Origin of the sequence: Afipia sp. P52-10, assembly GCF_000516555.1 — a bacterium.
Lineage (GTDB): Bacteria > Pseudomonadota > Alphaproteobacteria > Rhizobiales > Xanthobacteraceae > P52-10.
Genome location: NZ_AZSJ01000003.1, coordinates 99,603 through 121,287, shown reverse-complemented (window position 1 = coordinate 121,287; position 21,685 = coordinate 99,603). Strand labels below are relative to the sequence as shown.

The window sequence follows — 21,685 nt, the reverse complement described above, 5'->3', positions numbered from 1 at the left end:
TAGCATGGCGGGCATCGGTCGCAGAAAAGCCGCGCGCATGAAAACGGTGCGGCGCAAAGGGGATTGCGATGCCCGCTCCATCGTCGAACAACGAGATATCGCCGAACACCGCGATCCTGTCCGCGCTGGCGCGCAAGGTGCTCTGGCTGTCGTCCTGGACGATCCATCATGCCAACCATGTGCGGCCGAATGTCGATGGGTTGAAGGTCGGCGGCCACCAGGCTTCGTCCGCATCGCTCGCGACCATCATGAGCGCGCTGTACTTCTCGGTGCTGAGGCCGGAGGACCGCGTGGCGGTGAAGCCGCATGCGAGCCCGGTGTTCCACGCGATCCAATATCTGCTGGGCCAGCAGACGCGCGAGAAGCTGGAGAACTTTCGCGGCCTGGGCGGCGCGCAGTCCTATCCTTCGCGCACCAAGGACACCGACGATGTGGATTTCTCCACCGGCTCGGTCGGGCTCGGCGTGGCGCAGACGCTGTTCTCCTCGCTGGTGCAGGATTACGTGAAGGCGCATGGCTGGCTCGGCGGCCGCCGCGAAGGCCGCATGATCGCGCTGGTTGGCGATGCGGAAATGGACGAGGGCAACATCTTCGAGGCGCTGCTGGAGGGCTGGAAGCAGGGCCTGCGCAACACCTGGTGGGTGGTGGACTACAATCGCCAGAGCCTCGACGCCGTGGTGCGCGAAGGTTTGTGGGAAAAATTCGAAGCGATGTTCCGCAACTTCGGCTGGGATGTGGTCATCGTCAAATACGGCAAGTTGATGCAGGCGGCGTTCGCCGAGCCCGGCGGCGAAGCGCTGCGGCGCTGGATCGATTCCTGCCCCAACCAGCTCTATGCGGCACTGTGTTTCCAAGGCGGCGCAGCGTTCCGCAAGCGCCTGCACGACGAGATTGGCGATCAGGGCGTTGTCACAAGCTTGATCGACCGGCGCAGCGACGCGGAGCTGCTGGCGTTGATGTCCAATCTCGGCGGCCACGACATGGCGAGCATGGTCGAGGCGTTCAACGCCATTGATCACGATCGCCCCGTCTGCTTCATCGCCTACACCATCAAGGGTGTCGGCCTGCCGTTCCAGGGCCACAAGGACAACCACGCCGGCCTGATGACGGTGGCGCAGATGGAGACCTGGCGCGCTGCGCAGAACATCCGTCCGGGCCATGAGTGGGACAGGTTCGAGGGCATGGCGATCGATGCGGAAGTCTTGCAGCGCTTCCTCGATCAGGTGCCGTTCGCGCAAGGCCGCAGCCGGCGTCTGTCCGACGAGCCTATCGCCGTGCCGGAGCGGCTGAGCTTCGCCGCCGCGCCGCGCATGTCCACCCAGCAAGGTTTTGGCCTGATCCTGAACGACCTCGCCCGCGGCGACAGTGCGCTTGCCGACCGCATCGTCACCACCTCGCCGGACGTGACCGTCTCCACCAATCTCGGCGCCTGGGTCAACCGGCGGCATCTGTTCGCCACCGCCGAGAAGGCGGACCTGTTTCGCAAGGAGAAGATCCCGTCGACCTTCGCCTGGGATTTCTCGCCTGCGGGTCAGCATATCGAGCTTGGCATCGCCGAGATGAACCTGTTCATCCTGCTGTCGGCCTTGGGGTTGTCGCATGCGATTAATGGCGTGCGGCTGCTGCCAGTCGGCACGCTGTACGATCCGTTCATCCAGCGCGGCCTCGATGCGCTGAACTATGCCTGCTACCAGGACGCCCGCTTCATGGTGGCGGCGACGCCATCCGGCATCACGCTGGCGCCCGAGGGTGGAGCGCATCAGTCGATCGCCACGCCCTTGATCGGCATGGCGCAGCCGGGGCTGGCCTCGTTCGAGCCCGCCTTTGTCGATGAGCTGGCGGCGATCATGCGCTGGGGCTTCGATTACATGCAGCGGGACGCCAAGGACACCAAGGATGGCGAGGAGGACGGCGGTTCGGTCTATCTGCGCATGTCCACGCGCATGATCGATCAGCCGCAGCGGATCATGACGCCGGAGCTGGCCCGCGACATCGTCGCCGGCGCCTACTGGCTGCGCAAGCCGGGGCCGAATTGCGAACTGGTGATCGCCTATAGCGGCGCGCTCGCGCCGGAAGCGATCGAGGCGACCGGCCTGCTCGGCGAGGACATGCGCGACATCGGCCTGCTGGCGGTGACGTCGGCGGACCGGCTGCACGGCGGCTGGCAGGTGGCGCGGCGGCAGCGACGTCGCGAGCGCACGCCAAGGATGAGCCACGCCGAACGACTGCTGTCGGTGTTGCCGCGCAGCTGCAACATCATCACCGTCGTCGATGGCCATGCGGCCGCGCTCGGCTGGCTCGGCAGCGTGCATGGCCATCGCGTGGAGGCACTGGGCGTCGATCGCTTCGGCCAGACCGGCGCCATCGACGATCTCTATGCGGTGTACGATCTCGACGCCAACGCGATCATCGAGGCCGCCGAGCAGCTCAATCCGGGTCGCCGCACGCGCCATCGCAAGGTGGCGGTCTGACGTTGCGTGCGACTTTGTAACCACGACGAACCGCTTGTGTTCGGCTGGACCGTCCGACTACGCTCCACCCCATAAGGCCACAAGGCCAAGCCCGACATCGAAGCGGGCGATACGACGACGCCGGCCGGACGTTTCGCGCCGAGCGCCGCATCAGCGATCAAATGGGGAGGAATGAATGGTCGGTTCGATCATCAAGCGTGCGTCGATTGCGTTGGCCGGAACGGCGATCATGACATCCGCGGCTGTCGCGCAGGTCAAATTGCCGGCGACGTTGACCATGACGGCCTATGACACCGGTACGTCCGGTTTCAACATCACCGTCGCCATCGGCAAGATGGTCAAGGACAAGTACGGCACCGACATGCGCGTGCTGCCCGCGGGCAACGACGTGGCGCGTCTGCAGCCGATCCGCACCGGCCGCGCGGCGATGGCCGGCATGGGTGCGGGCGTCTACTTCGCGCAGGAAGGCGTGTTCGAGTTCGCGACCAAGGAGTGGGGCCCGCAGGCGGTGCAGATCACGCTGTCTACGGTCGATTGCAACGGCCTGTCGCTGGCGGTAGCCGGCGATGCCGGCGTCAAGACGGTCGCCGATCTGAGGGGCAAGCGCGTCGGCTTCGTGGTCGGCTCGCCGGCGTTGAACCAGAATGCGATGGCGGTCCTCGCCTTCGCCGATCTAAGCCCGAAGGATGTCAAGATCGTCGAGTTCGCCAGCAACAACGCCATGTGGAAGGGCATCATCAACAACGACGTCGATGCGGTTTTCGGCTCCACCATCACCGGCGCGGGCAAGGAGCTGGAGACGTCGCCGCGTGGCATCACCTGGCCGCCGCTGCCCCACGGCGACAAGGCCGGCTGGGACCGGGTGAAGCGGGTGGGGCCGTTCTTCACCCAGCACACGGCGACCTGCGGGGCGGGTATCAGCAAGGACAAGACCGTGCAGATGGGCGCCTACCCGTATCCGATCTACACCGTCTATGCGCATCAGCCGGAAGCCGACGTCTATATGATCACCAAGGCGATGATCGACGGCTATGACGGCTACAAGGACAACGCTCCGGGAGCGCTCGGCATGGCTGTGAAGCTGCAGACCAAGAACTGGTCGGTGCCGCTGCACAAGGGCGCGGTGAAGGCGCTCAAGGAGGCTGGCGCCTGGAGCGACGATCAGGAGAAGCACAACAACGAGCTCTATAAGCGGCAGCAGGTGCTGCAGACCGCCTGGGCGGATTTCATCAAGACTGAAACGCCGTCCGATCCGACCAAGTTCACCGACGAATGGATGAAGGCGCGCAAGGCGGCGCTGTCGAAGGCGAGCTTGCTCGACACGTTCTGACGGGTTGAAGCCGAACGGATCGCAAGCTGTCGTGGCCATGCCGTCGCATCGCGGCGGCACGGTTTCGCGGCGTTGCGCTCAGCGCGTGAGGATCATCAGGCGGAAGGCGCGCAGCAGTTCGCCTTCCAGCGCTTCGTCTTCGAGCTGCAGCGGCCCCGGCGCGATCAGCACCGCGTTGTTCAGCGTCCCGTAGAGCATCTGGAAAGCGAAGCGCACCCGGCGCTCCAGGTGCGGATCGCCGGGGGCGGTGTGCGCGAGCCGCGCGACCAGGCGGTTGGCGATCTCCTGGCCGCGCTTTCGTGAGGGCTCCCAGAGCGCCGGTTCGGTCATGCTGCGGCGAATCGTGGCGCGGATCAGCCCGCGGCGCTTGCGATAGCTGGCGAGCGTGGCGGCCACGACCTCGGCCAGGATGTCGTCGATCGGCTGCTTCGGGTCGGCAGGAGGAGGGGGCGTTGCGGTCTTGTCGCGCTCGGCGGCATCGCCGACAAGGGCGCGGAAAAATCCGTCCTTGTCGGTGAAGCGGCTGTAGAACGAGCCGACCGAACAGCCCGCGGCAGCGGCGATCTCGGCCACCGAGAGTTCATCGAAATCCTTGATCTCGCATAGTTTTTTTCCCGCGCGCACTAAGGCATCGCGGGTCGCCCGGCTGCGCGCCTGCTTGGCCGGCAGAACGTCGGAAAGATCAGCTTCGGCGTGCTTCACGGCCTTGACTCAAATTCGAATGCGAGTTCATATTCATATATCGGCGATGGCGACACCGCCAGCCCTGATTGAACTGACCAGCAAGGCAAAAGAGCAGAAGCAGAAGGAGAGGAGCGGTCCATGGCGTATGAAACGATCACTGTTCGCAAACTCACCGGCGGTTGCGGGGCCGAGGTGCAGGGCCTCAATCTGGCGAAGGATCTCAGCAATCGGCAGTGGGATGAGCTTCGCCAAGTGTTCTTCGACCATGGCGTGATCTTCTTTCGCGATCAAGAACTGACGCCGGAACAGCACATCGCATTCGCCCGCCGTTGGGGGCCGATCGACGTCAACAAGTTTTTCGTGCCGGTGCCGGGCTATCCGGAGATCGCCGAGGTGCGCAAGGAGAAGGAGCAGAAGACCAATATCGGCGGCGGCTGGCATACCGATCACAGCTACGATGCCGAACCGGCGATGGGCTCGATCCTGCTGGCGCGCGAGGTGCCGGACGAAGGCGGCGACACGCTGTTCTCCAACATGTATCTCGCCTACGAGACGCTGTCCGACGGCCTGAAGCAGACCTTGTTCGGCCTGCGCGCAATCCATTCCGCCGAGCATGTGTTCGGCGCCAATGCGATACGCCGCAACGCCGAGCGGCCGAAGCGCAATGAACATCTTGCCGTCGGCGAGGTGTCGCATCCGGTGGTGATCACCCATCCAGAGAGCGGCAAGAAGGCGCTGTACGTCAATTCCGGCTTCACCACCCGGTTCGAGGGGTGGACGGTCGAGGAAAGCAAGCCGCTGCTCGACTATCTCTATCGTCACGCGATCCGGCCGGAGTTCACCTGCCGTTTCCGCTGGCAGTCCGGCTCGATCGCGTTCTGGGACAACCGCTGCACCTGGCACTATGCGGCGAACGACTATCACGGTCACGACCGGCTAATGCATCGCATCACGGTCGCGGGCAGCAAGCTGTCCTGATCTCTCCGGCCGCGATCGGCGGTCCTTCACCTGCGCCTGCATGCTCGAGCGGCATGCAGGCGGTTTTTGCTTCAGTCCTCACCTCTCCAACTTTGGCTTACACCCATGACCAAGACCCTTTCCGACCTGTTTGCCCCGAAAGCCGCCCAGCCCGCCGTCCTGGCGCGAAACGCCAAGCTGCTCGATACGCTGCCATTCAAGGACCGGCAGGATTTCGAGGATGCGGAGCGCGGCTTCATCGCCACCTTGCCTGATGCCGAGATCAAGGCGAACGACGGCCGCGTGGTGTGGAGCTTGAAGGACTATGCGTTCCTGAACAGCGACAAGGCCGCGGACACGGTCAATCCCAGCTTGTGGCGGCAGGCGCAGCTCAATATGCGGCACGGCCTCTATGAGGTGGTGCCGGGCGTCTGTCAGATCCGCGGCTTCGATCTTTCCAACATGACGATCATCGAGGGCGACACCGGGCTCATCATCGTCGATCCGCTGGTGACGATGCAGGTCGCGCGCGCCGGGCTCGAGCTTTACTTCAAGCATCGCTCGAAGCGGCCGGTGCTCGGCGTGATCTACACCCATTCGCACACCGACCACTGGGGCGGCGTGAAGGGCGTCATCAGCCAGGAGGAGGTCGATGCCGGCAAGGCGACGGTGATCGCGCCGGAAGGCTTCCTGGAAGCGATTGCCGATGAGAACATCCTTGCTGGGCCTGCGATGTCGCGCCGGGCCTACTACCAGTTCGGCCGCTCGCTGCCGAAGGGCGAGCGCGGGCAGGTGGATGCCGGGCTCGGCAAGACCTCCTCGACCGGTGCGATCACACTGATCCCGCCGACCGACTACATCAGCCGCGATATGGAAACACGGGTGATCGACGGCGTCGAGATCGTCTTCCTGATGGCGCCGGACAGCGAGGCGCCGGCCGAATTCCACATGTACTATCCGAAGTTCCGCGTGCTCAACATGGCAGAGAACACGGTGCATAACTTCCACAACCTGCTGCCGTTCCGCGGCTCGGTGGTGCGCGACTCGCGGGCGTGGTCGCACTATATCGACGTGGCGCTGGAGAAATTCGGCGCGCAGTCGGATGCGCTGATCGGCCAGCATCACTGGCCGGTGTGGGATGCGCCGCGCATCATCGATTACCTGAAGATCCAGCGCGACCTCTACAAGTTCGTGCATGACCAGACGCTGCGGCTCGCCAATCTCGGCTATACGCCGGCGGAAATCGCCGAAACCATCGCGCTGCCGCAGAGCATCTGCTGTTCGTGGCACGCCCGCGGCTACTACGGCACGCTGCGGCACAATGCGAAGGCGGTCTATCAGCGCTATCTCGGCTGGTACGATGCGATCCCGGCCAATCTCGATCCGCTGCCGCCGGTCGATGCGGCGAAGAACTACGTCGCCTATATGGGCGGCGCGGACGCGGCGATGGCCAAGGCGCGCGAGGATTTCAAGCAGGGCAACTATCGCTGGGTCGCGGAGGTGATGAAGCATGTCGTGTTCGCCGACCCGACCAATCAGGAGGCGCGGGCATTTGCGGCGGATGTCTACGAACAGCTCGCCTACGAGGCGGAAGCGGCGACCTGGCGCAACGCTTATCTCTGCGGCGCGCAGGAGCTGCGTCAGGGCGCGCCGAAGTCGCTGTCCCGCAGTTCGGTCGCGCCGGAAGCGCTGCGGGCGATGCCACTGGATTCCTATTTCGACTTCTGGGGCGTGCGTCTGAACGGCCCGAAGGCGGAGGGCAAGCACATCGTGCTGAACTGGCGCTTCACCGACGTCAAGCAGGACTATGTGCTGAACCTGGAGAACGCGGCGCTCACCCATCGTTCCGGCCAGCAGTCGGATCAGGCGCAGGCGACGATCACGCTGACGCGCAAGGTGCTGGATTCGATCACGCTGATGGAGACCACCTTCAATCAGCAGATCGCCGACGGTGCGATCAAGGTCGCGGGCGATGCGGCGAAGCTGAAAGAATTGCTGGCGCTGCTCGATACGTTCGAAGTTGCGTTTGCGATCGTCGAGCCATAGCCGCAGGCGGGAGCAAGCAAGGCTTCATTCAAGGCCCCGTGCGACACCCGCGCGGGGTCTTGATTGTTCCCCGCCGGACAAGGCGCATCACCGCTTGTCATTCGCGAACCGAGACGAGTCTGCTACCGTCGGTCTGCAAGGTGGAGGCTGGCAATGGCGTGGAAAGCGGTTGTCCGTGCGGACGGCGAGGGCGAGCAGATCCTGTTCAAGGTCGGGCTGATGACGTTCAAGGCAACGTCGGCTGAAACCGACGGCCATTTCGCCTTCATCGAAACCGTGCTGCCTCCCGCGGCCAGCGTCGAGCCGCATCAGCATCCGGAGGCCGAGGTCTTCTACATCGTCGAAGGCGAGTTCACGTTCTGGATCGGTGACCCGGCGGAGGCAACGGTCTGCGGCAAGGGCGCGTTCCTCAGCGTGCCGCCGCATGTCCGTCACGCCTACAGCAATCATTCGAACCGGCCGGGCAAGATTTTGGGCATGCTGGCGCCTGGCGGCGATGGCGGCCTCGAGACCTTCTTCCGTCAGGTCGGCGTGCCCCTGCAGGCTGGAGATCCGACGCCTGATCTGACGCGGCCGGTCACGCATCTGCATGAGGACATCGCGCGTCGGCGCAAGGCGACACCTTCGGACGAAGCTTAGCGGAGGGATTGCCGGCGACGCATGCAAGGAGGAGCTGCCGTTACGCCGCTCCTCCTGACCTGCAACACTTGCCGTCAGGCATGATTGGGCGCGCGCGACGTTGCCACGTCGAGCACGGTCAGTTCGTGCGCGCGACCATCGCGAGCCGTCCAGGTGATCGACTGTCCCGGCGACAATCCAATCAGCGCCGTGCCGATCGGGGTCATGATCGAGACCCTGCCCTTGTCGATGTCGGCGTCGGCGGGGAACACCAGTGTCACGTGCCGCTCCTGGTTGCCGTCGGCGCGGAACGTCACCGTCGATCCCATCCGCACCACGTTCGCGGGCACGGCATCGGCGGCGACGACATCCGCACGCTCCATCTCCGTCAGCAACTCCTCGGCGACTTCGGGCAAACGCTCTTGCGCCGCCGTCGCGAGACTGACGAGGCGGGTGTGGTCGCTGTCGCTAACGACGATCTTGGGCTTGGGCCCGTACTGCAGATTGCTCATGGTGACGCTTGTGACCTCCTCGAACAACGAAATCCGCGGAGCGACTGTGTCACTCTCGCGCAGGTGGCTTCAGGCAAGGCCCTCGGCCGATGGCGTGCGGGTCTTCAAGCGAAGAACCCAACGAAGAACTTTGGTGATGCCGGTTTGAAAGCGCCTTGGTGAGCAGCCGCGGCGGATCGCCGCTATGGATGCGTCCCCTGAGCTCGGGGCGCAAAAGGCCGAGCTCGGGGCTACGATTCCGCGATCGGGTGAAGCCGGAAAAAGAAGGCGTGCGTGTTGCTCATGGACTTAAAGATGGATTGTTTTCCCGCTTTGTCAAGCAGCCGGACGGAACAGGAACGTGCGGCTAGCGTGAAACAAAAGGCCGCAGCCGGATCAGGTCAGTTCGCCACGGCCGAGTTCCTTCAATGCCTGCGCGGCGGACGCAAGCAGCCGTTTGCGAATCTTCGGCCGTTCGAGCTTGTCCATGCCGCGCAGCGGTTTCAGACCGCGCAGCTTGGCCACCGCGCGATGCTCACAAGCGTCGTTGAGCTTGCCGAGCGTTTCCTGAACCGTCTTGGCGTCGGCCAGCAGCGCCTTGCGCGCACGCGCCTGCGCGGGTGTTGCCCATGTCAGTGACCATTCGAGCGCATAGCGGAAGCGTTTGCCGCGGATCCGGAGCTTGTGGCGCTGCTTGGGTCCGAGCCTGTTCAGTTTGCGACCCTTGCGCCGCAACGTGGTCTGCCATTGGCGCAGGCGGTCGGTGGAAAAGCCGCTGACGGTGTCGGCGGTGTTGGTGCTCTTGGCGGTGTCCATTGATGCAGCGAGCATATCCAGGAAGCGGCGGTAACGCTTGCCTCGCAACGTCCGCTGCACCTGCAGATAGCGGCGCTGGCGTTCGGCGACCCAGCGTCTCACTCGTTCGGAGCCAGCCTGCTTGGGCTGCTGCTCCCGTCGCAAGGCGACGTCGAGATCGCGCGCGGCACCCAGTTTGCCGTTCAGCCAGCTGGCTTCGCGTTTGAGCTGCCGGATCGCGGGGGTCTCGATCACGGGCGCGACGAATCGGATCGCCGTGCGCAGGCGCGTCAGCGCGACCCGCATCTCGTGCAGCGCGTCCGCATCGCCACGGCTGGCGGCCGCCTGTTGCCGTTTGATGGCGGTGAGGCATTGGCGCGCCATGGCGTGCAGCGCATCGGCGCAGCTGAGGCGTGCGGGCGCCTGTTCAGCGCGATCGGTTCTGGACGCGCGCGGCGCACGGCCGGCCGCGGTGCGTTTCTGCGTGCGACGGACTGCTTCTGCGCCGGCCATATCTGACTGCCGTCCAGTGTGGTGCTGGCCTCAAGCGAAAGCACAGACGCGACAGCCGTGTCGAGGCACTTTCTCGTGGTCCGGCCATGTGCCGTCATGTGTCCCGACGGTGGATGCGATGAGCGTCCCCGCGCGCGCGGAACACTTACGCCAACCTGACTGCCACCTTGACGCGCTGGTCGGTTCGGCCAGCGTTGCTGCGGTCGCATGCGGCAATGTGGCAGTCCCTGGGAGGGGAGCTGCCAGACATCGATACCGCTGGGATCGGCAACGCCGCTGCGGAGCGTGCGACCGCTTACTCGGGCTCGATCCCTGCGCGCGTGACGATCTCCTTCATCTTCACGCGCTCGGAGCTGAGAAAGTCGGCGAGCTTGTCCTTGGTGAACGGGATCAGCGTGGCCCCCTGATCGTCGAAATACTTGATCACGTCCGGGTCCTGCATCGCCTGGCCGAACGCGAGGCTCAGCTTGTCAACGATCGGCTGCGGCGTGCCGGCGGGTAAGGCCATCACCGCCCAGGTGCCGAAGTTGACGCCTGGATAGCCGAGTTCGGCGAAGGTCGGCACGTCCGGCACGTTGCTCAGCCGCTTCGCGCCGGGAACGGCGAGCAGCCGCAGCTTGCCGGCCTCGATCTGCGGCTGCACCGTCACGGGAAAGTCGAAGATCACGTCGACGACACCGGCGAGCAGGTCGGTCAGCGCTGGGCCTGCGCCCTTGTAGGGCACATGGGTCATCCTGATGCCGGCTTCGCTCATGAACAGTTCGGCGACGAGATGCGGCGCCGAGTTCTGCCCGGGTGAGGCGATGTTCACCTTGCCCGGATTCTGTTTTGCATAGGGCAGCGTCCTGAACGGCGCATCCGCCCGCGCCACCAGGGTCGGCGGCAGGATCAGCAGACCATGAAACGGCAGCAGCGCCTTCTGCGGATCGTACGACCGCTTCTTGAACAGGTAATCGTAGTTCACGAGATTGGTGTTGGAGCCGTAGAGAAACGTATAGCCGTCGGGCTTCGCGTTCACGGCGGCCTCTGCGCCGACGATGCTGCCCGCGCCCGGCCTGTTCTCGACGATGACCGGCTGGCCGAGCTTGTCCTTCAGCGCCCGCGCCATGATGCGCGCATTGTTGTCGGTCGAGCCGCCGGCCGCGAACGGTACGATCCATGTGATCGGCCGCGTGGGATAGTCCTGGGCGCTCGCCCCGCCGTTCAAGACGAGTGGTAGCAGACAGATTAAGGCTGCTGCGGTTCGCTTCATCGCCCCTTCTCCCGTGGCCATTTCTTGTTGGGTCGGGACTTTATGCTGCGCTGGCGCAAAACGCTGCGACCGCCGCGGAGATTTCCGATAAGAAATAATGACATCGGGCAGGACTGCTGACGCTGTCCAGCTACACTCGGCAACCAAAGCAGGGGGAAATCCATGACCGTTCTCGTCACCGGTGGTACCAAGGGCATCGGGCTTGCCATCGCCGAGCGACTTGCGCAGCCCGGCCGCAATCTGGTGTTGGCCTTCCAGAGCGATGAGCAGGCTGCGGCCGAAGCCAAGGCGCGCTGTGAAGCCAAGGGCGCGACGGTTGTGACGATCCGCACCGATGTCGGCAGCATCGAAGGCTGTGCCGATCTGATGCGCCGGATCGGCGCATTGGGCATCGGCCTGCAACATATCGTGCATAGTGCGGCGATGGTCTATCCGACCGGCATGCTGGATGCCGACCTGGAGAAGTTCACGCGGGCGATGCAGACCAACGGCCTGTCGCTGCTATATCTGGTGCAGAAGGCGATGCCGCTGATCGGCCGCGGCAGCAGCATCGTTTTCATTTCGTCTGCCGGTGCGCGCACGGCGCGTCCCAACTACGCCGCGCTCGGCAACGGCAAGGCGCTGGCCGAAAGCATCATCCGCTATCTCGTGCCGGAGCTCGCGCCGCTCGGCATCCGCATCAATGCGGTGGCGCCGGGTCTCGTGCACACGACGTCGGTCGCGAAGATGAGCGGCAGCGAGGAGACGGCACGCAAGCGCGTCGAGCAGGCCGCGCAGGCCAATCCGTCAGGCCGCGCCAGTCGCGACAGCGACTATGCCTCGGTGGTGGAGTTCCTGTTGCAGGACGATGCGGCGTTCGTGCAGGGCCAGGTCATTCACGCCAACGGCGGCGTTTACGTCGGCGTGTGAAGGTCTGCCCGCTATACAGCCGCCGCAATCACGTCCGCCATCGTCTGCAGCAGCCGGTCGCGATTCTGCTTGATGCGCTCCTTGCGGCCGCCGACCGAGACGGCGATCCGTTGGCCGGAGCGGGTCGGCGGCAGCAGCATCGACAGCATCGCTCCCTCGATGTGCGGTACGCCGTACAACGACGAGAAGCCCTGCCGCTTGACGCTGGCGATGGTCTTCGAAAACTGGTCGGGGTCGATCCGTTCGGTCTTGTTGCGGTACTTGATGTTGATCTGGCGGCAGATGCGATCGACCGCCTGCATCGGCATCGCGCCGAGCAGGACGAGGCCGGGGCTGGTCCGCACCACCAGCCGCATGCTGCCGTCGCGGGTGCCGTAACGTGCATCGTCGATGCCGTGCAGCACCTTGACGTGCTGCACATGCAGCCCGCTGTGCACCGACAGCACCACATGTTCGGTGGTCTGTTCGCACAGGCGCTCGGCGATCTCCATCGCGTGGCTATCTTCGAAGAATGCCGGCTCGACCCAATTGCCGAGCGATGCGAGGTGGGGGGAGGGGAAGTAGGTGCGTTCCTTGGTCGAGAAGATCAAATAGCCCATGCCGACCAGCGTCTTCAGCAGGGCCACCGTGCTCGGGATCGGCCAATCAAGATCGCTGGCGATGGTGTTCAGCCGTAACGGCTGACGAACCGCCCGGAACAGCTCCAGGATCTGGATCACTCGCTCGGCCGATTTGACGGGATAAACTGGCATGACCTCCCTCAGGCTTCGTTCGCCCTTCGTGTTCCGATGAGTCTAGCATCGCGGAAAAACGATCGTAAAGTCCATTTCGCAGAATGAAATCGCTTCCATCGTGCGGCTGCCGGCGAACGATCGGACGAGTCCGCTTGCGCGCCATGCGGCCAAGGTCGCGTTGCAGTGATGCCGCCGGCGCATCTATCCTGTTGTCTGGCATAAATTTTTCCATGCGCCCTATCGTTGAGGCGTAAAATCGTTTAGCAGGTCGGCTTTTCGCGCCCGGCGTTTGAAACCGTCGGTGCGAGGCGGGAGTGGCGGAGGGCCATGCGTACCATCGAGCGAGCGATGTCGGTGCTGGAGGCGTTCACGCAGACCGAACCCAGCATGCCGCTGCATCTGATCGCCACCCGTATTCGGCTGTCGAAGCCGACGACGTACCGGCTGATCAATTGCCTGGTCGATCTGGGCTACCTCGTGCGCCTCAGCAACCAGGACTATTGCCTGTCGCTGAAGGTGCTGCATCTGGCAGGCCAGGTGCGCGGCACGCTCAGCATCCGCGAGGTGGCGCACGAAACGATGCAGAAGCTCGCGCGCCAGACCGACGAGACCATCGCGCTGAACATGGTCGACGGCTTCGATCGCGTCTGCATCGATGCGGTGGATTCGTCCTCCCGCCTGGTCAGCGTCATGCGGCCCGGCGATCGGGCACCGCTCGGCGTCGGCGCCAGTACCAAGGTGCTGCTGGCCTATCTGCCGCGTGCCGAGATCGCCAAGGCGCTGGACAATCTCAGCCGCAAGCGCAAGATCAACAAGACCAAGCTGCGCGCCGAGCTGCAGCAGATCCGCGACCGCGGTTATGCCATCACCCATGGCGAGGTGACGCTCGGCAATGTCGCGGTGGCGGCGCCGATCTCCGATCCCGACGGCCGTGTGCGCTATTCGATCAGTCTGTCCTGTCCCGCTTTCCGCTACGAGCCGCGCAAGCAGGAGTTTCTGCAGCTCGTGGTCAAGGGCGCAGCCGAGATTTCCCGTCGCAACGGCTGCATCGCGTCCTCGCAACGCAAATCCCGCTGACGACCGGCAACTGACGACCGCCATCCACGGCGCACGCGGCATCCGATTTGCGCATGAGAGGGCGTGTTGACCGCGTTCGTTGCGATGCATAGGGTCGGCTGTTGTCACATGACAAGACCAAGGCGAGCCGCAGCAAGGCTCACATGACAAACAGAGGACACGCATGAGTTTGCAGGGCAGGACAGCGCTCGTCACCGGTTCGACCGGCGGCATCGGCCGCGCCATCGCGCGGGCGCTGGCGCGGGAAAAGGCGCAGATCGTCATCCATGGACTAGGCGATCCGGTGAAGACCGAGCGCTTTCGCGCATCGCTGGAAGCGGAAGCTGGCGTGCGGGTGGTTCATATCGATGCCAACCTGGAGCGGGCGGACGAGGCCGTGCATCTGATCGAGGCGGCGACGGCCGCGCTCGGTGGCATCGACATCCTGATCAACAACGCGGGAACGATCCACGGTGCACCGATCGAGAGCCATCCGCCGGAGCGATGGGATGCGGTGCTGGCCGTCAACCTGTCGGCCGCGTTCCACACCATCCGCACGGTGCTGCCGCAGATGCGGGCCCGCAACTGGGGTCGGATCGTCAACATCTCTTCGGCCTACGGGCTGGTGGGCGGTGTCGATCGCTCGTCCTACATCGCCTCGAAATTCGGTTTGGTCGGGCTGACCAAGGCGGTGGCAATGGAGACCGCGAACTCGGCGATCACCTGCAACGCCGTCTGTCCCGGGTTCGTCGCCTCGCCGCATATCAAGAAGGCGATCCAGGAGACGTCCGCAAGGGAAGGGATTTCGCTTGAGGCTGCGGAAGCCAAGCATGTGTCGTATGTGATGCCCGCCGGCAAGGCGCTACAGCCGGAGCAGGTGGCGGAGGTGGTGGCGTTTCTGTGCAGCAGCAGTGCCTCGGAAATCCGTGGCGCGGCGTGGTCGGTCGATGGTGGCTGGACGGCGCGGTAGCGGCGCCTGTGAACGTGTTGTTGCCGCTACGGTGTCGCTCAGGTGGAGTGCCGGCCTGCGTGAGAGGGCGCACCGCGATACTGCGCGTCAAATCCGCTCAAGATCTTAAATCTAAATGGTGACATGAAACGCCACAGCCATTCGGCCTCTCGCTTCAGAGGCCGAATGGCTGCGGGCTTGATCGATGCCGCTTCTATGCTGTGCCTCTGATCGCGCGCGTTGCGCCAATCAGAATGCACGCGCCGACGAATCCCGCCACCAGATAGCCGAGCCAGCCGCCGAAGCTGACGCCAAGGAGTCCGAACAGGAAGCTTGCGACCGCGGCTCCGACGATGCCGAGGATGACGTTCATCAGCACGCCCGTATTGCTCTCCATGAACATGCTAGCGAACCAGCCGGCGAAACCGCCGATGATGATCGCCGCGATCCAACCGATCTGTGCGTCTTCCATGCTTGCGCCTCCCGTCAATGATGGCGGGATAACGGCGATCCGCGGCAACGGTTCCAGTCTCTGGGTTTATTCCAGATTGAAGTTATGCCGGCGGGCGATGTCGCCATAGGCCTTGAGATAGTCGGCGATGATTGTGCGGAAGCCCTCCGGCGTGGTGGATTCCGGCACGGCGCCGTTCTGCCGGATGCGCTCCTGCAGGTCGGGCATCGCCAGCGCCTTCACCATCGCCGCGTTCAGCTTGTCGATGATCGGCTTCGGCGTTTTCGCCGGCGCCATCACGCCGTAATAGGAATAGAGCACGACATCGGGATATCCGAGCTCGACAAAGGTCGGCACTTCGGGCGCCGCCGCCAGCCGCTCCTCACTCGAGATCGCCACCACCTTCATCTTCTTGTCCTGATAGTATGGCAGCGAGTTGATGACGCCGTCGGCATAGACCTGGATGTTTCCGGCGAACAGATCGGTCAGGGCGGTGCCCGATCCCTTGTAGACGACGTCCTGCATCTGCACGCCGAGCGAGTCCTCCACCAGCTTGGTGAAGATGTGCGTCGAGCCGCCGAGGCCGACCGTGCCGTAGTTGAGCTGGCCGGGGCGCGCCTTCGCGTAGGCGACGAACTCCTTGAGATCGTTGATCGGCACGGTGTGGCTGACTCCGAAGGTGTAGGCCATTTTGCCGATCAGCGAGATCGGCGCGAAATCTTCAGGCTTGTAGGGCAGCTTCCGGTAGGTCGCGGGATTGACCGACAGCGTCGTCGTTGCGGTCATCAGCAGCGTGTAGCCGTCGGCCGGTGCGTTGGCGGCGGCTTCCGCGGCGATGATGGTGCCTGCACCGGGTTTGTTCTCGATCACGATCGGCTGGCCGAGAATCTCGCTCATCTTCTGCGCGGTCACGCGCGCCATCGTGTCGGTGGTGCCGCCCGCGGCGTAGGACACGATCATCTTGATGGGCCGGTTCGGATAGATGTCCTGGGCGCTCGCCGCTCCGGCGATAATCGCCGATAGGATCGCTGCCAAAGCCAGTTGCGATTTCACCTGTCTGATCATCGCTTGCTCCCCTCGCTGGTGTTCGGCCGCTCTTGTCGATCGTTGTCGTTTCGTGCGGCGGCACGGGCGGCTGTGAAGGCCGGTTGTGTATTCTCAAATACAAAACCGGTCGTGGCGAGCGGCCATCCCGCACTTTTCTGGTTGTACCTGTGCCTGGCGGCAGCGAACCGCTAGAGTCGGGCATCGATGCACTCATCAGGCGTTGCGTTGACGGCTGCGCGGGTGCCATGGGGAAAAACGTTGAGGGAGGATTTGATGCGGCCGATGCGAAGCGTTCTCGGTATCTGTGCGGTGCTGCTCGTGGGCGCGCTGGCTACGCATCCCGCCCATGCGCAGACTTATCCCGACAAGCCGGTGCGGCTGATCGTGCCGTTCCCGCCGGGCGGTGCCACCGACGTCACGGGGCGCGTCTTGGCGGAGGAACTGACAGCGTACTTCAAGCAGACATTCGTGGTGGAGAACCGTGCCGGTGCTGCCGGCGCGATCGGCATCGATCAGGTCGCCAAGGCGAAGCCGGATGGTTACACGCTCGGCGTCAGCGGCGTCGGGCCGACGGCGATCTTCCCGATCCTCGATCCGAAGCTCTCCTACAATCCGGCTCGCGACCTCGACGTGATTGCGGGGTTGAGTGCCGTCGATCTGATCTTCGCGGCCCGCAACAATCTGCCCGCCAACACGATGAAGGACGTGATCGCCTACGCGCGCGCCAATCCCGGCAAGCTCACCTATGGCACCGCGGGCGTGGCTGGTCCGGCGCAATTGCAGGCGGAGAACCTGGCGCTGCACGAAAACATCAAGATGTTGCATGTGCCGTTCCCCGGCGACTCGCCGGCGCTCGCCGCGGTGTTGTCCGGCGATGTGGACATGTGCTTCGTCGGAGCGGCGTCGGCGATGCCCTTCGTCACGTCGGGCAAGTTGAAGGCGCTGGGTATCGGCTCGCCGGAGCGATTGAAGTCGCTGCCGGAGGTTGCCACGGTGATCGAGCAGACCGGCTTCAAGGACTTCACCGGCTTCACCTGGAACGTGCTCGTCGCGCCGAAGGGCACGCCGGCTGCGATCGCCAATGCGCTGAACAAGGCCATCAACGAGATTTCCGCGAAGCCGGAGATCATCGAGCGATTTGCCGGCGTCGGTTTGCGGACCATGCCGGGCGACGCCAAGGCCGCCGCTGACTTCGTTGCCGGCGAAGCGGCGCGCTACCAGCGCATCCTCGAGGCAACCGGCATCAAGCGGGAGTAGGCGCGGGCTGCTGATGCGCCGCTGATCGCGAGGTTCATGCGTTAACTTTGACGATAGCGCGCGTTGACCTTGCAAAAACGAGAGGCCGCATCGCGGACCAAAGGTTCGACGTGTGATCCCGCCTGCGCGTGTCATGCATCGCGGCCGTGTCCATCTGGTCGCTATGCACTTGTCCGCCCTCATCCTCACAGGCATGCTTGTCCGCAAGCAAGGATTTGGGAGGCTGCCGGAGGATGTCAGCGTTCGATGCTGAGGAACGTGCCGCACTTGTCGATCAGGTGCAGCGTCTGTTGCGCGACAGGAGCGCCGAGGCCGATGTCCGCCGCACGATGGAGACGCCGAGCGGCTACGATCCGCAGGTGTGGCGGCAACTCGCGGACATGGGGCTGCTGGGCCTCATCGTCGATCAGAACCATGGTGGCAGCGGCGGCGGACCGGTCGAGCTCGAACTCGTGATGGAGGCGATCGGCGCGGCGCTGCTGTGCTCGCCGTTCCTGTCGAGTGCGGTGCTCGCGACCGCCCTGTTGAGCGCCTCCGGCGATGAAGCCGCGAAGAAGCGCCTGCTGCCGCCGATGGTGGCGGGCACGACCGTCGCCACCGTGGCCATCACCGGCGAGGGTGGTCTCTGGACAGCGGAGGGTGTCGGCGTCACCGCGACGCAGGCCGGCGATCGCTGGACGCTCGATGGCGTGGCGAGCTACGTGACGCACGGACAGATCGCGGATGTCGTGCTGGTGGTCGCCGCCGTGGGGGACGGCATCGGCGTGTTCGAGGTGGAGGCGAAGGCTGCGGGCCTGCAGATCGCGCCGCTGCCGACCTTCGATCTGACGCTCCGCTTGGCGAAGCTGACGTTTGCCTCCGTCGCCGCGCATCGGATCGGCAATGTGGGCTGGGAGGCGGTGAAGGCCGCGCTGGATGTCACGCTGGTGGCGCTGGCTGGCGAGCAGGCGGGCGGTGCGCGCCGCTCCCTCGACATGACCGTGGAGTACGGCAAGAACCGCATTCAGTTCGGCCGGCCGATCGCGGGTTTCCAGGCGCTGAAGCACATGGCGGCCGACATGCTGCTGGAAGCGGAATCCGCCACCTCGGCCGCGCGCAACGCGGCAAGACGGCTCGCGGATGCCAGCAGCGACGCGGATGCAGCGATCAGCCTTGCGGCGTTTGCCTGCGCCGATGCGTTCACCGCCGTCACCGCGGCGTCGATCCAGATGCATGGCGGCATCGCCTTTACCTGGGATTATCCCGCCCACCTTTATTTCCGCCGCGCCCGCGCCGATGCGCAGCTGTTCGGCAATCCGGCGTTCCATCGCGAGCGCTACCTGACCCATCTTGGAGGCTGACGATGGCTGATGCGCTGAAGCCTGTGAGCGACGATGACCTGCGGCAGGAGGTGCGCGCCTGGCTCGCAGCCAACTGGCACATGAAGGTCGCGGACCTGAACGAGTTCAGGACCACGCCGGCCTATCGCGAGTGGCTCAACAAGGTCGTGGATGCGCGCTGGGCTGCGCCGCGCTGGCCGGTCGAATGGTTTGGCCGCGCCATGTCCGACGAGCAGGGCTACATCATCGAACAGGAATTCAATCGCGTCGGCGCGCCGGGCTCGGGCATGGACCGCACCCAGCTTTATGCCAACACCGCGCTGGCCTACGGCACGCCTGAATTGAAGCAGGCCGTGATTCCCGGCATCCTGCGCGGCGAGATCGCCATGTGCCTGCTCTATAGCGAGCCCGGCGCCGGCTCCGACCTTGCGGCGGTGCGGACCCGGGCCGAAGACAATGGCGCGGGGTGGACCGTCAACGGCCAGAAGATCTGGACCTCCAGTGCGGCGACCGCCGACTACGGCATGCTGGTGGCGCGCACCGATTGGGACAAGCCGAAGCATCAGGGCCTCAGCTTCTTCTTCCTGCCGATGAAGCAGAAGGGCGTCGAGGTTCGGCCGTTGCGCCAGATCACCAATGAGTCGCACTTCAACGAGGTGTTCTTCACCAATGCGAAGGTGCCGCGCGAGAATCTGCTCGGCAAGCTGGGCGAAGGCTGGAAGGTGCTGCAGACCGCATTGGCTTACGAGCGTTCGGCGATGGGCGAGCGCGCGCGGGGGCCGCGCCGTGCCGGCGCCGATGCCGCCGACAGCGACCTGATCGCGCTCGCGCGCAGGAGCGGCAAGCTCAACGATCCGGCGTTCCGGCAGGAGCTCGCGCGCACCATCGCCTATCGTCAGCTCAACGAATTGAACACCGCGCGCGCCAAGGCTGGGCTCGAGCAATCGAGCTCGTCGTCGATCATGTCGCTCGGCAAGCTTGCGATGTCGCGCATTCTGCACGAGGAGGCGCGGTTGCGCACGGCGATGCTCGGCGCGGAAAGCATGCTGCAGGGCGCCGAGCATCCGTTGGCCGACGATGCGAACTTCCTGTCGTTGAACGCCTACTTCACCTCGATCGGCGGCGGCACCGATCAGATCCAGCGCAACATCATCTCCGAGCGGGTGCTCGGCATGCCGAAGGAGCAGGAGGTCGATCGCAACATCCCGTTCCGCTCGGTGCGGACCGAGAAGGCCACCTAAGCGGCGGCTGGCAAAGCGTCAGCGCGGGTGATCGCGGCTGACGTTGGGTTCGCCTGGACGCACCCTGTCGCCGGGCGTTACCGGTTGCGCCGGACCATCACGATCGGGCCCGTTGCTGTCAGGAGTGTCGCTGTCAGGAGTGTCACTGTCAGGAGTGTCACTGTCAGGAGTGTCGCTGTCATTGTCAGCCATGAACGGCTTCAGGGCGCGGCCTCGCTGTTCGGCCATGGATCGCAGTTCGGGTTGTATTCTCCCGCGAGAAATCCAGACAACGGACATGCAAAGACCTTCAAGAAATGTCTTGTCGGAGCAATAATGATTTGGGCTGTTGGCAGTTTCAGCGAAGCAGCACTTATGACCTCACAGACGCGTCATTGGCAGTGAGAGACGAAAACCTTTCCACAGCTTTGTCTCCGCACCATGCATGGTTATTTGCAATTCAGGATGATGAAATTGATGCAGGTTGGCTGGCTGCTTTGACAACTTTCTCACGGAACGGTGGGCGCTTCCCGGTTCGGTGCAAAGCGAGAAGGATGAGCAGACAGACGCGTCATTCAGCGGTCATCGGCGCGGCATCGTCTTGGCCAACGCGACCAGGTTGCCCAGAGCAGGCGTCAGGCCGTGCGCGGGATAGGCGATGCCGAGGCTGGCGTATAATGGCGTGCCGGACAGCGGGATATAACGCACCGCGTCGGAGCGGCTGTTGCTCATCGAGGCGGGCACGATCGAGATGCCCATCGATCCGGCGACGAGGTTGATCGTCGCCGAGATTTGCGGGGCGATCTGCACCACGTTTGGATTGAACCCGGCCTCGACGCAGGCGGTCACCACCGCGTCCGACAGGCCAAGCCGCTGCGACCGCGGATAGAGGATGAACGGCTCGTTCTTCAGGTCCTGCAGGCGCACGCGTCGCCGGGCCGCAAGCCGATGGTCGAGCGGCAGCGCCGCCACCATCGGCTCCCTCAACAGCACGTCGACGGCAAAGCTCGACCGCAGCGTGACCGGCGGCCGCAGGAAGGCGACGTCGATGCGCCCGCGCTCCAGCGCCGCGACCAGGTGGGTCGAGCGCGCTTCCTCCAGCGTGACCTGCACGGCGGGATAGTCGGCGCGGAATTTGCGTAGCGTCGCCGTGACGAGACCGTTGAAGGAGGCCGATTCCGTCAGGCCGACGGCGATATGCCCGACCGAACCGTCGGCTGCGAGGCGAGCGCGGGCGATGGCGCGCCGCGCGCCGTCGAGCACGCCGAGCGCTTCCTGGTGGAAGACGCGCCCGGCCTCGGTCAGCTGCACGCCGCGGCTGGTGCGGTTGAACAGCGCCGTGCCGATCTCGGCTTCCAGCAGCTTCAATTGCTGTGTCAGCGCGGGCTGGGCGATGCGCAGCCGTTCGGCGGCGTGGGTGACATTGAGGGCCTCCGCCGTCGCGACGAAGTATCGAAGATGCCGGAGCTCCATGCCATAAGTTTAAGCTATCGCAGGATGCCCCGCAATCTATTGGCCAGCGGCGCGATTCCGACCTAAGTCTGATCCGCTCGGCCTTGCCGGCATTCCCAGCTGACTCCCGCATG

19 protein-coding genes are annotated in these 21,685 nt (G+C 64.5%); 11 read left to right on the top strand and 8 right to left on the bottom strand.

Going from position 1 to position 21,685, the window contains the following annotated elements:
- Positions 1 to 68: 68 nt before the first annotated feature.
- Both X566_RS01985 and X566_RS01980 read left to right on the top strand, forming a co-directional pair.
- Positions 69 to 2,471: a transketolase gene (locus X566_RS01985; RefSeq protein ID WP_051443806.1), complete on the top strand. Its 2,403-nt coding sequence runs from the start codon at positions 69 to 71 to the stop codon at positions 2,469 to 2,471.
- Positions 2,472 to 2,646: 175 nt separating this feature from the next.
- The gene (locus tag X566_RS01980) at positions 2,647 to 3,801 is read left to right on the top strand and encodes a TAXI family TRAP transporter solute-binding subunit (RefSeq protein WP_034463049.1); all 1,155 of its coding nucleotides are present in this window, start codon (positions 2,647 to 2,649) and stop codon (positions 3,799 to 3,801) included.
- Positions 3,802 to 3,879: 78 nt separating this feature from the next.
- Here the strand turns inward: X566_RS01980 and X566_RS01975 are convergent, their stop codons facing one another.
- Positions 3,880 to 4,425 (bottom strand): TetR/AcrR family transcriptional regulator, encoded by a 546-nt coding sequence (locus X566_RS01975; protein WP_275451022.1) that lies wholly within the window; start codon positions 4,423 to 4,425, stop codon positions 3,880 to 3,882.
- A gap of 198 nt (positions 4,426 to 4,623) precedes the next feature.
- On the opposite strand from X566_RS01975, the gene X566_RS01970 reads away from it, so the two are divergent.
- The 3 genes from X566_RS01970 to X566_RS01960 all read left to right on the top strand — a co-directional run bounded on the left by X566_RS01970 (position 4,624) and on the right by X566_RS01960 (position 8,127).
- Complete coding sequence (locus X566_RS01970; protein WP_051443805.1) at positions 4,624 to 5,463, top strand: TauD/TfdA family dioxygenase; 840 nt, start codon at positions 4,624 to 4,626, stop codon at positions 5,461 to 5,463.
- A 105-nt stretch (positions 5,464 to 5,568) separates the two neighbouring features.
- On the top strand, positions 5,569 to 7,488 hold the full coding sequence (locus X566_RS01965) for an alkyl/aryl-sulfatase (RefSeq protein ID WP_034463045.1): 1,920 nt from the start codon (positions 5,569 to 5,571) through the stop codon (positions 7,486 to 7,488).
- Positions 7,489 to 7,641: 153 nt separating this feature from the next.
- Positions 7,642 to 8,127 carry a cupin domain-containing protein gene (locus tag X566_RS01960; protein ID WP_051443804.1) on the top strand — a complete coding sequence of 162 codons (486 nt, stop codon included), beginning with the start codon at positions 7,642 to 7,644 and terminating at the stop codon, positions 8,125 to 8,127.
- A 74-nt stretch (positions 8,128 to 8,201) separates the two neighbouring features.
- Here the strand turns inward: X566_RS01960 and rnk are convergent, their stop codons facing one another.
- The 3 genes from rnk to X566_RS01945 form a co-directional block, all read right to left on the bottom strand.
- Positions 8,202 to 8,618 (bottom strand): nucleoside diphosphate kinase regulator, encoded by a 417-nt coding sequence (gene rnk, locus X566_RS01955; protein WP_034467587.1) that lies wholly within the window; start codon positions 8,616 to 8,618, stop codon positions 8,202 to 8,204.
- A 375-nt stretch (positions 8,619 to 8,993) separates the two neighbouring features.
- A complete protein-coding gene (locus X566_RS01950) occupies positions 8,994 to 9,905 on the bottom strand; it encodes a CHAD domain-containing protein (RefSeq protein ID WP_034463044.1) in 912 nt (303 codons plus the stop codon).
- 295 nt (positions 9,906 to 10,200) lie between these two features.
- Positions 10,201 to 11,157: a tripartite tricarboxylate transporter substrate binding protein gene (locus X566_RS01945; RefSeq protein WP_034463043.1), complete on the bottom strand. Its 957-nt coding sequence runs from the start codon at positions 11,155 to 11,157 to the stop codon at positions 10,201 to 10,203.
- 162 nt (positions 11,158 to 11,319) lie between these two features.
- Between X566_RS01945 and X566_RS01940 the strand changes: the two genes are divergently transcribed.
- Positions 11,320 to 12,066, top strand: coding sequence for an SDR family NAD(P)-dependent oxidoreductase (locus X566_RS01940; protein ID WP_034463042.1), 747 nt, complete (start codon positions 11,320 to 11,322; stop codon positions 12,064 to 12,066).
- A gap of 11 nt (positions 12,067 to 12,077) precedes the next feature.
- Here the strand turns inward: X566_RS01940 and X566_RS01935 are convergent, their stop codons facing one another.
- Positions 12,078 to 12,818, bottom strand: coding sequence for an IclR family transcriptional regulator (locus X566_RS01935; protein ID WP_034463040.1), 741 nt, complete (start codon positions 12,816 to 12,818; stop codon positions 12,078 to 12,080).
- A gap of 309 nt (positions 12,819 to 13,127) precedes the next feature.
- Here X566_RS01935 and X566_RS01930 point away from each other — a divergent pair, with 309 nt between their 5' ends.
- Both X566_RS01930 and X566_RS01925 read left to right on the top strand, forming a co-directional pair.
- Positions 13,128 to 13,877 carry an IclR family transcriptional regulator gene (locus tag X566_RS01930; protein WP_034463039.1) on the top strand — a complete coding sequence of 250 codons (750 nt, stop codon included), beginning with the start codon at positions 13,128 to 13,130 and terminating at the stop codon, positions 13,875 to 13,877.
- Between the two features lie 163 nt (positions 13,878 to 14,040).
- Complete coding sequence (locus tag X566_RS01925; RefSeq protein WP_034463038.1) at positions 14,041 to 14,826, top strand: 3-hydroxybutyrate dehydrogenase; 786 nt, start codon at positions 14,041 to 14,043, stop codon at positions 14,824 to 14,826.
- A gap of 193 nt (positions 14,827 to 15,019) precedes the next feature.
- On the opposite strand, the gene X566_RS01920 is transcribed toward X566_RS01925, so the two are convergent.
- Together X566_RS01920 and X566_RS01915 are read right to left on the bottom strand one after the other, a co-directional pair.
- The gene (locus tag X566_RS01920; protein ID WP_034463036.1) at positions 15,020 to 15,277 is read right to left on the bottom strand and encodes a GlsB/YeaQ/YmgE family stress response membrane protein; all 258 of its coding nucleotides are present in this window, start codon (positions 15,275 to 15,277) and stop codon (positions 15,020 to 15,022) included.
- A gap of 66 nt (positions 15,278 to 15,343) precedes the next feature.
- On the bottom strand, positions 15,344 to 16,321 hold the full coding sequence (locus X566_RS01915) for a tripartite tricarboxylate transporter substrate binding protein (RefSeq protein WP_034463034.1): 978 nt from the start codon (positions 16,319 to 16,321) through the stop codon (positions 15,344 to 15,346).
- 264 nt (positions 16,322 to 16,585) lie between these two features.
- Between X566_RS01915 and X566_RS01910 the strand changes: the two genes are divergently transcribed.
- The 3 genes from X566_RS01910 to X566_RS01900 all read left to right on the top strand — a co-directional run bounded on the left by X566_RS01910 (position 16,586) and on the right by X566_RS01900 (position 20,120).
- Entirely contained in the window at positions 16,586 to 17,560 is a 975-nt protein-coding gene (locus tag X566_RS01910; protein WP_160170428.1) for a tripartite tricarboxylate transporter substrate binding protein, read from the top strand.
- Positions 17,561 to 17,793: 233 nt separating this feature from the next.
- Entirely contained in the window at positions 17,794 to 18,900 is a 1,107-nt protein-coding gene (locus X566_RS01905) for an acyl-CoA dehydrogenase family protein (RefSeq protein WP_034463032.1), read from the top strand.
- A gap of 2 nt (positions 18,901 to 18,902) precedes the next feature.
- Complete coding sequence (locus X566_RS01900; RefSeq protein ID WP_034463030.1) at positions 18,903 to 20,120, top strand: acyl-CoA dehydrogenase family protein; 1,218 nt, start codon at positions 18,903 to 18,905, stop codon at positions 20,118 to 20,120.
- A 561-nt stretch (positions 20,121 to 20,681) separates the two neighbouring features.
- Here X566_RS01900 and X566_RS01895 read toward each other — a convergent pair.
- Positions 20,682 to 21,572 carry a LysR family transcriptional regulator gene (locus tag X566_RS01895; RefSeq protein WP_034463028.1) on the bottom strand — a complete coding sequence of 297 codons (891 nt, stop codon included), beginning with the start codon at positions 21,570 to 21,572 and terminating at the stop codon, positions 20,682 to 20,684.
- Between the last annotated feature and the right edge of the window lie 113 nt (positions 21,573 to 21,685).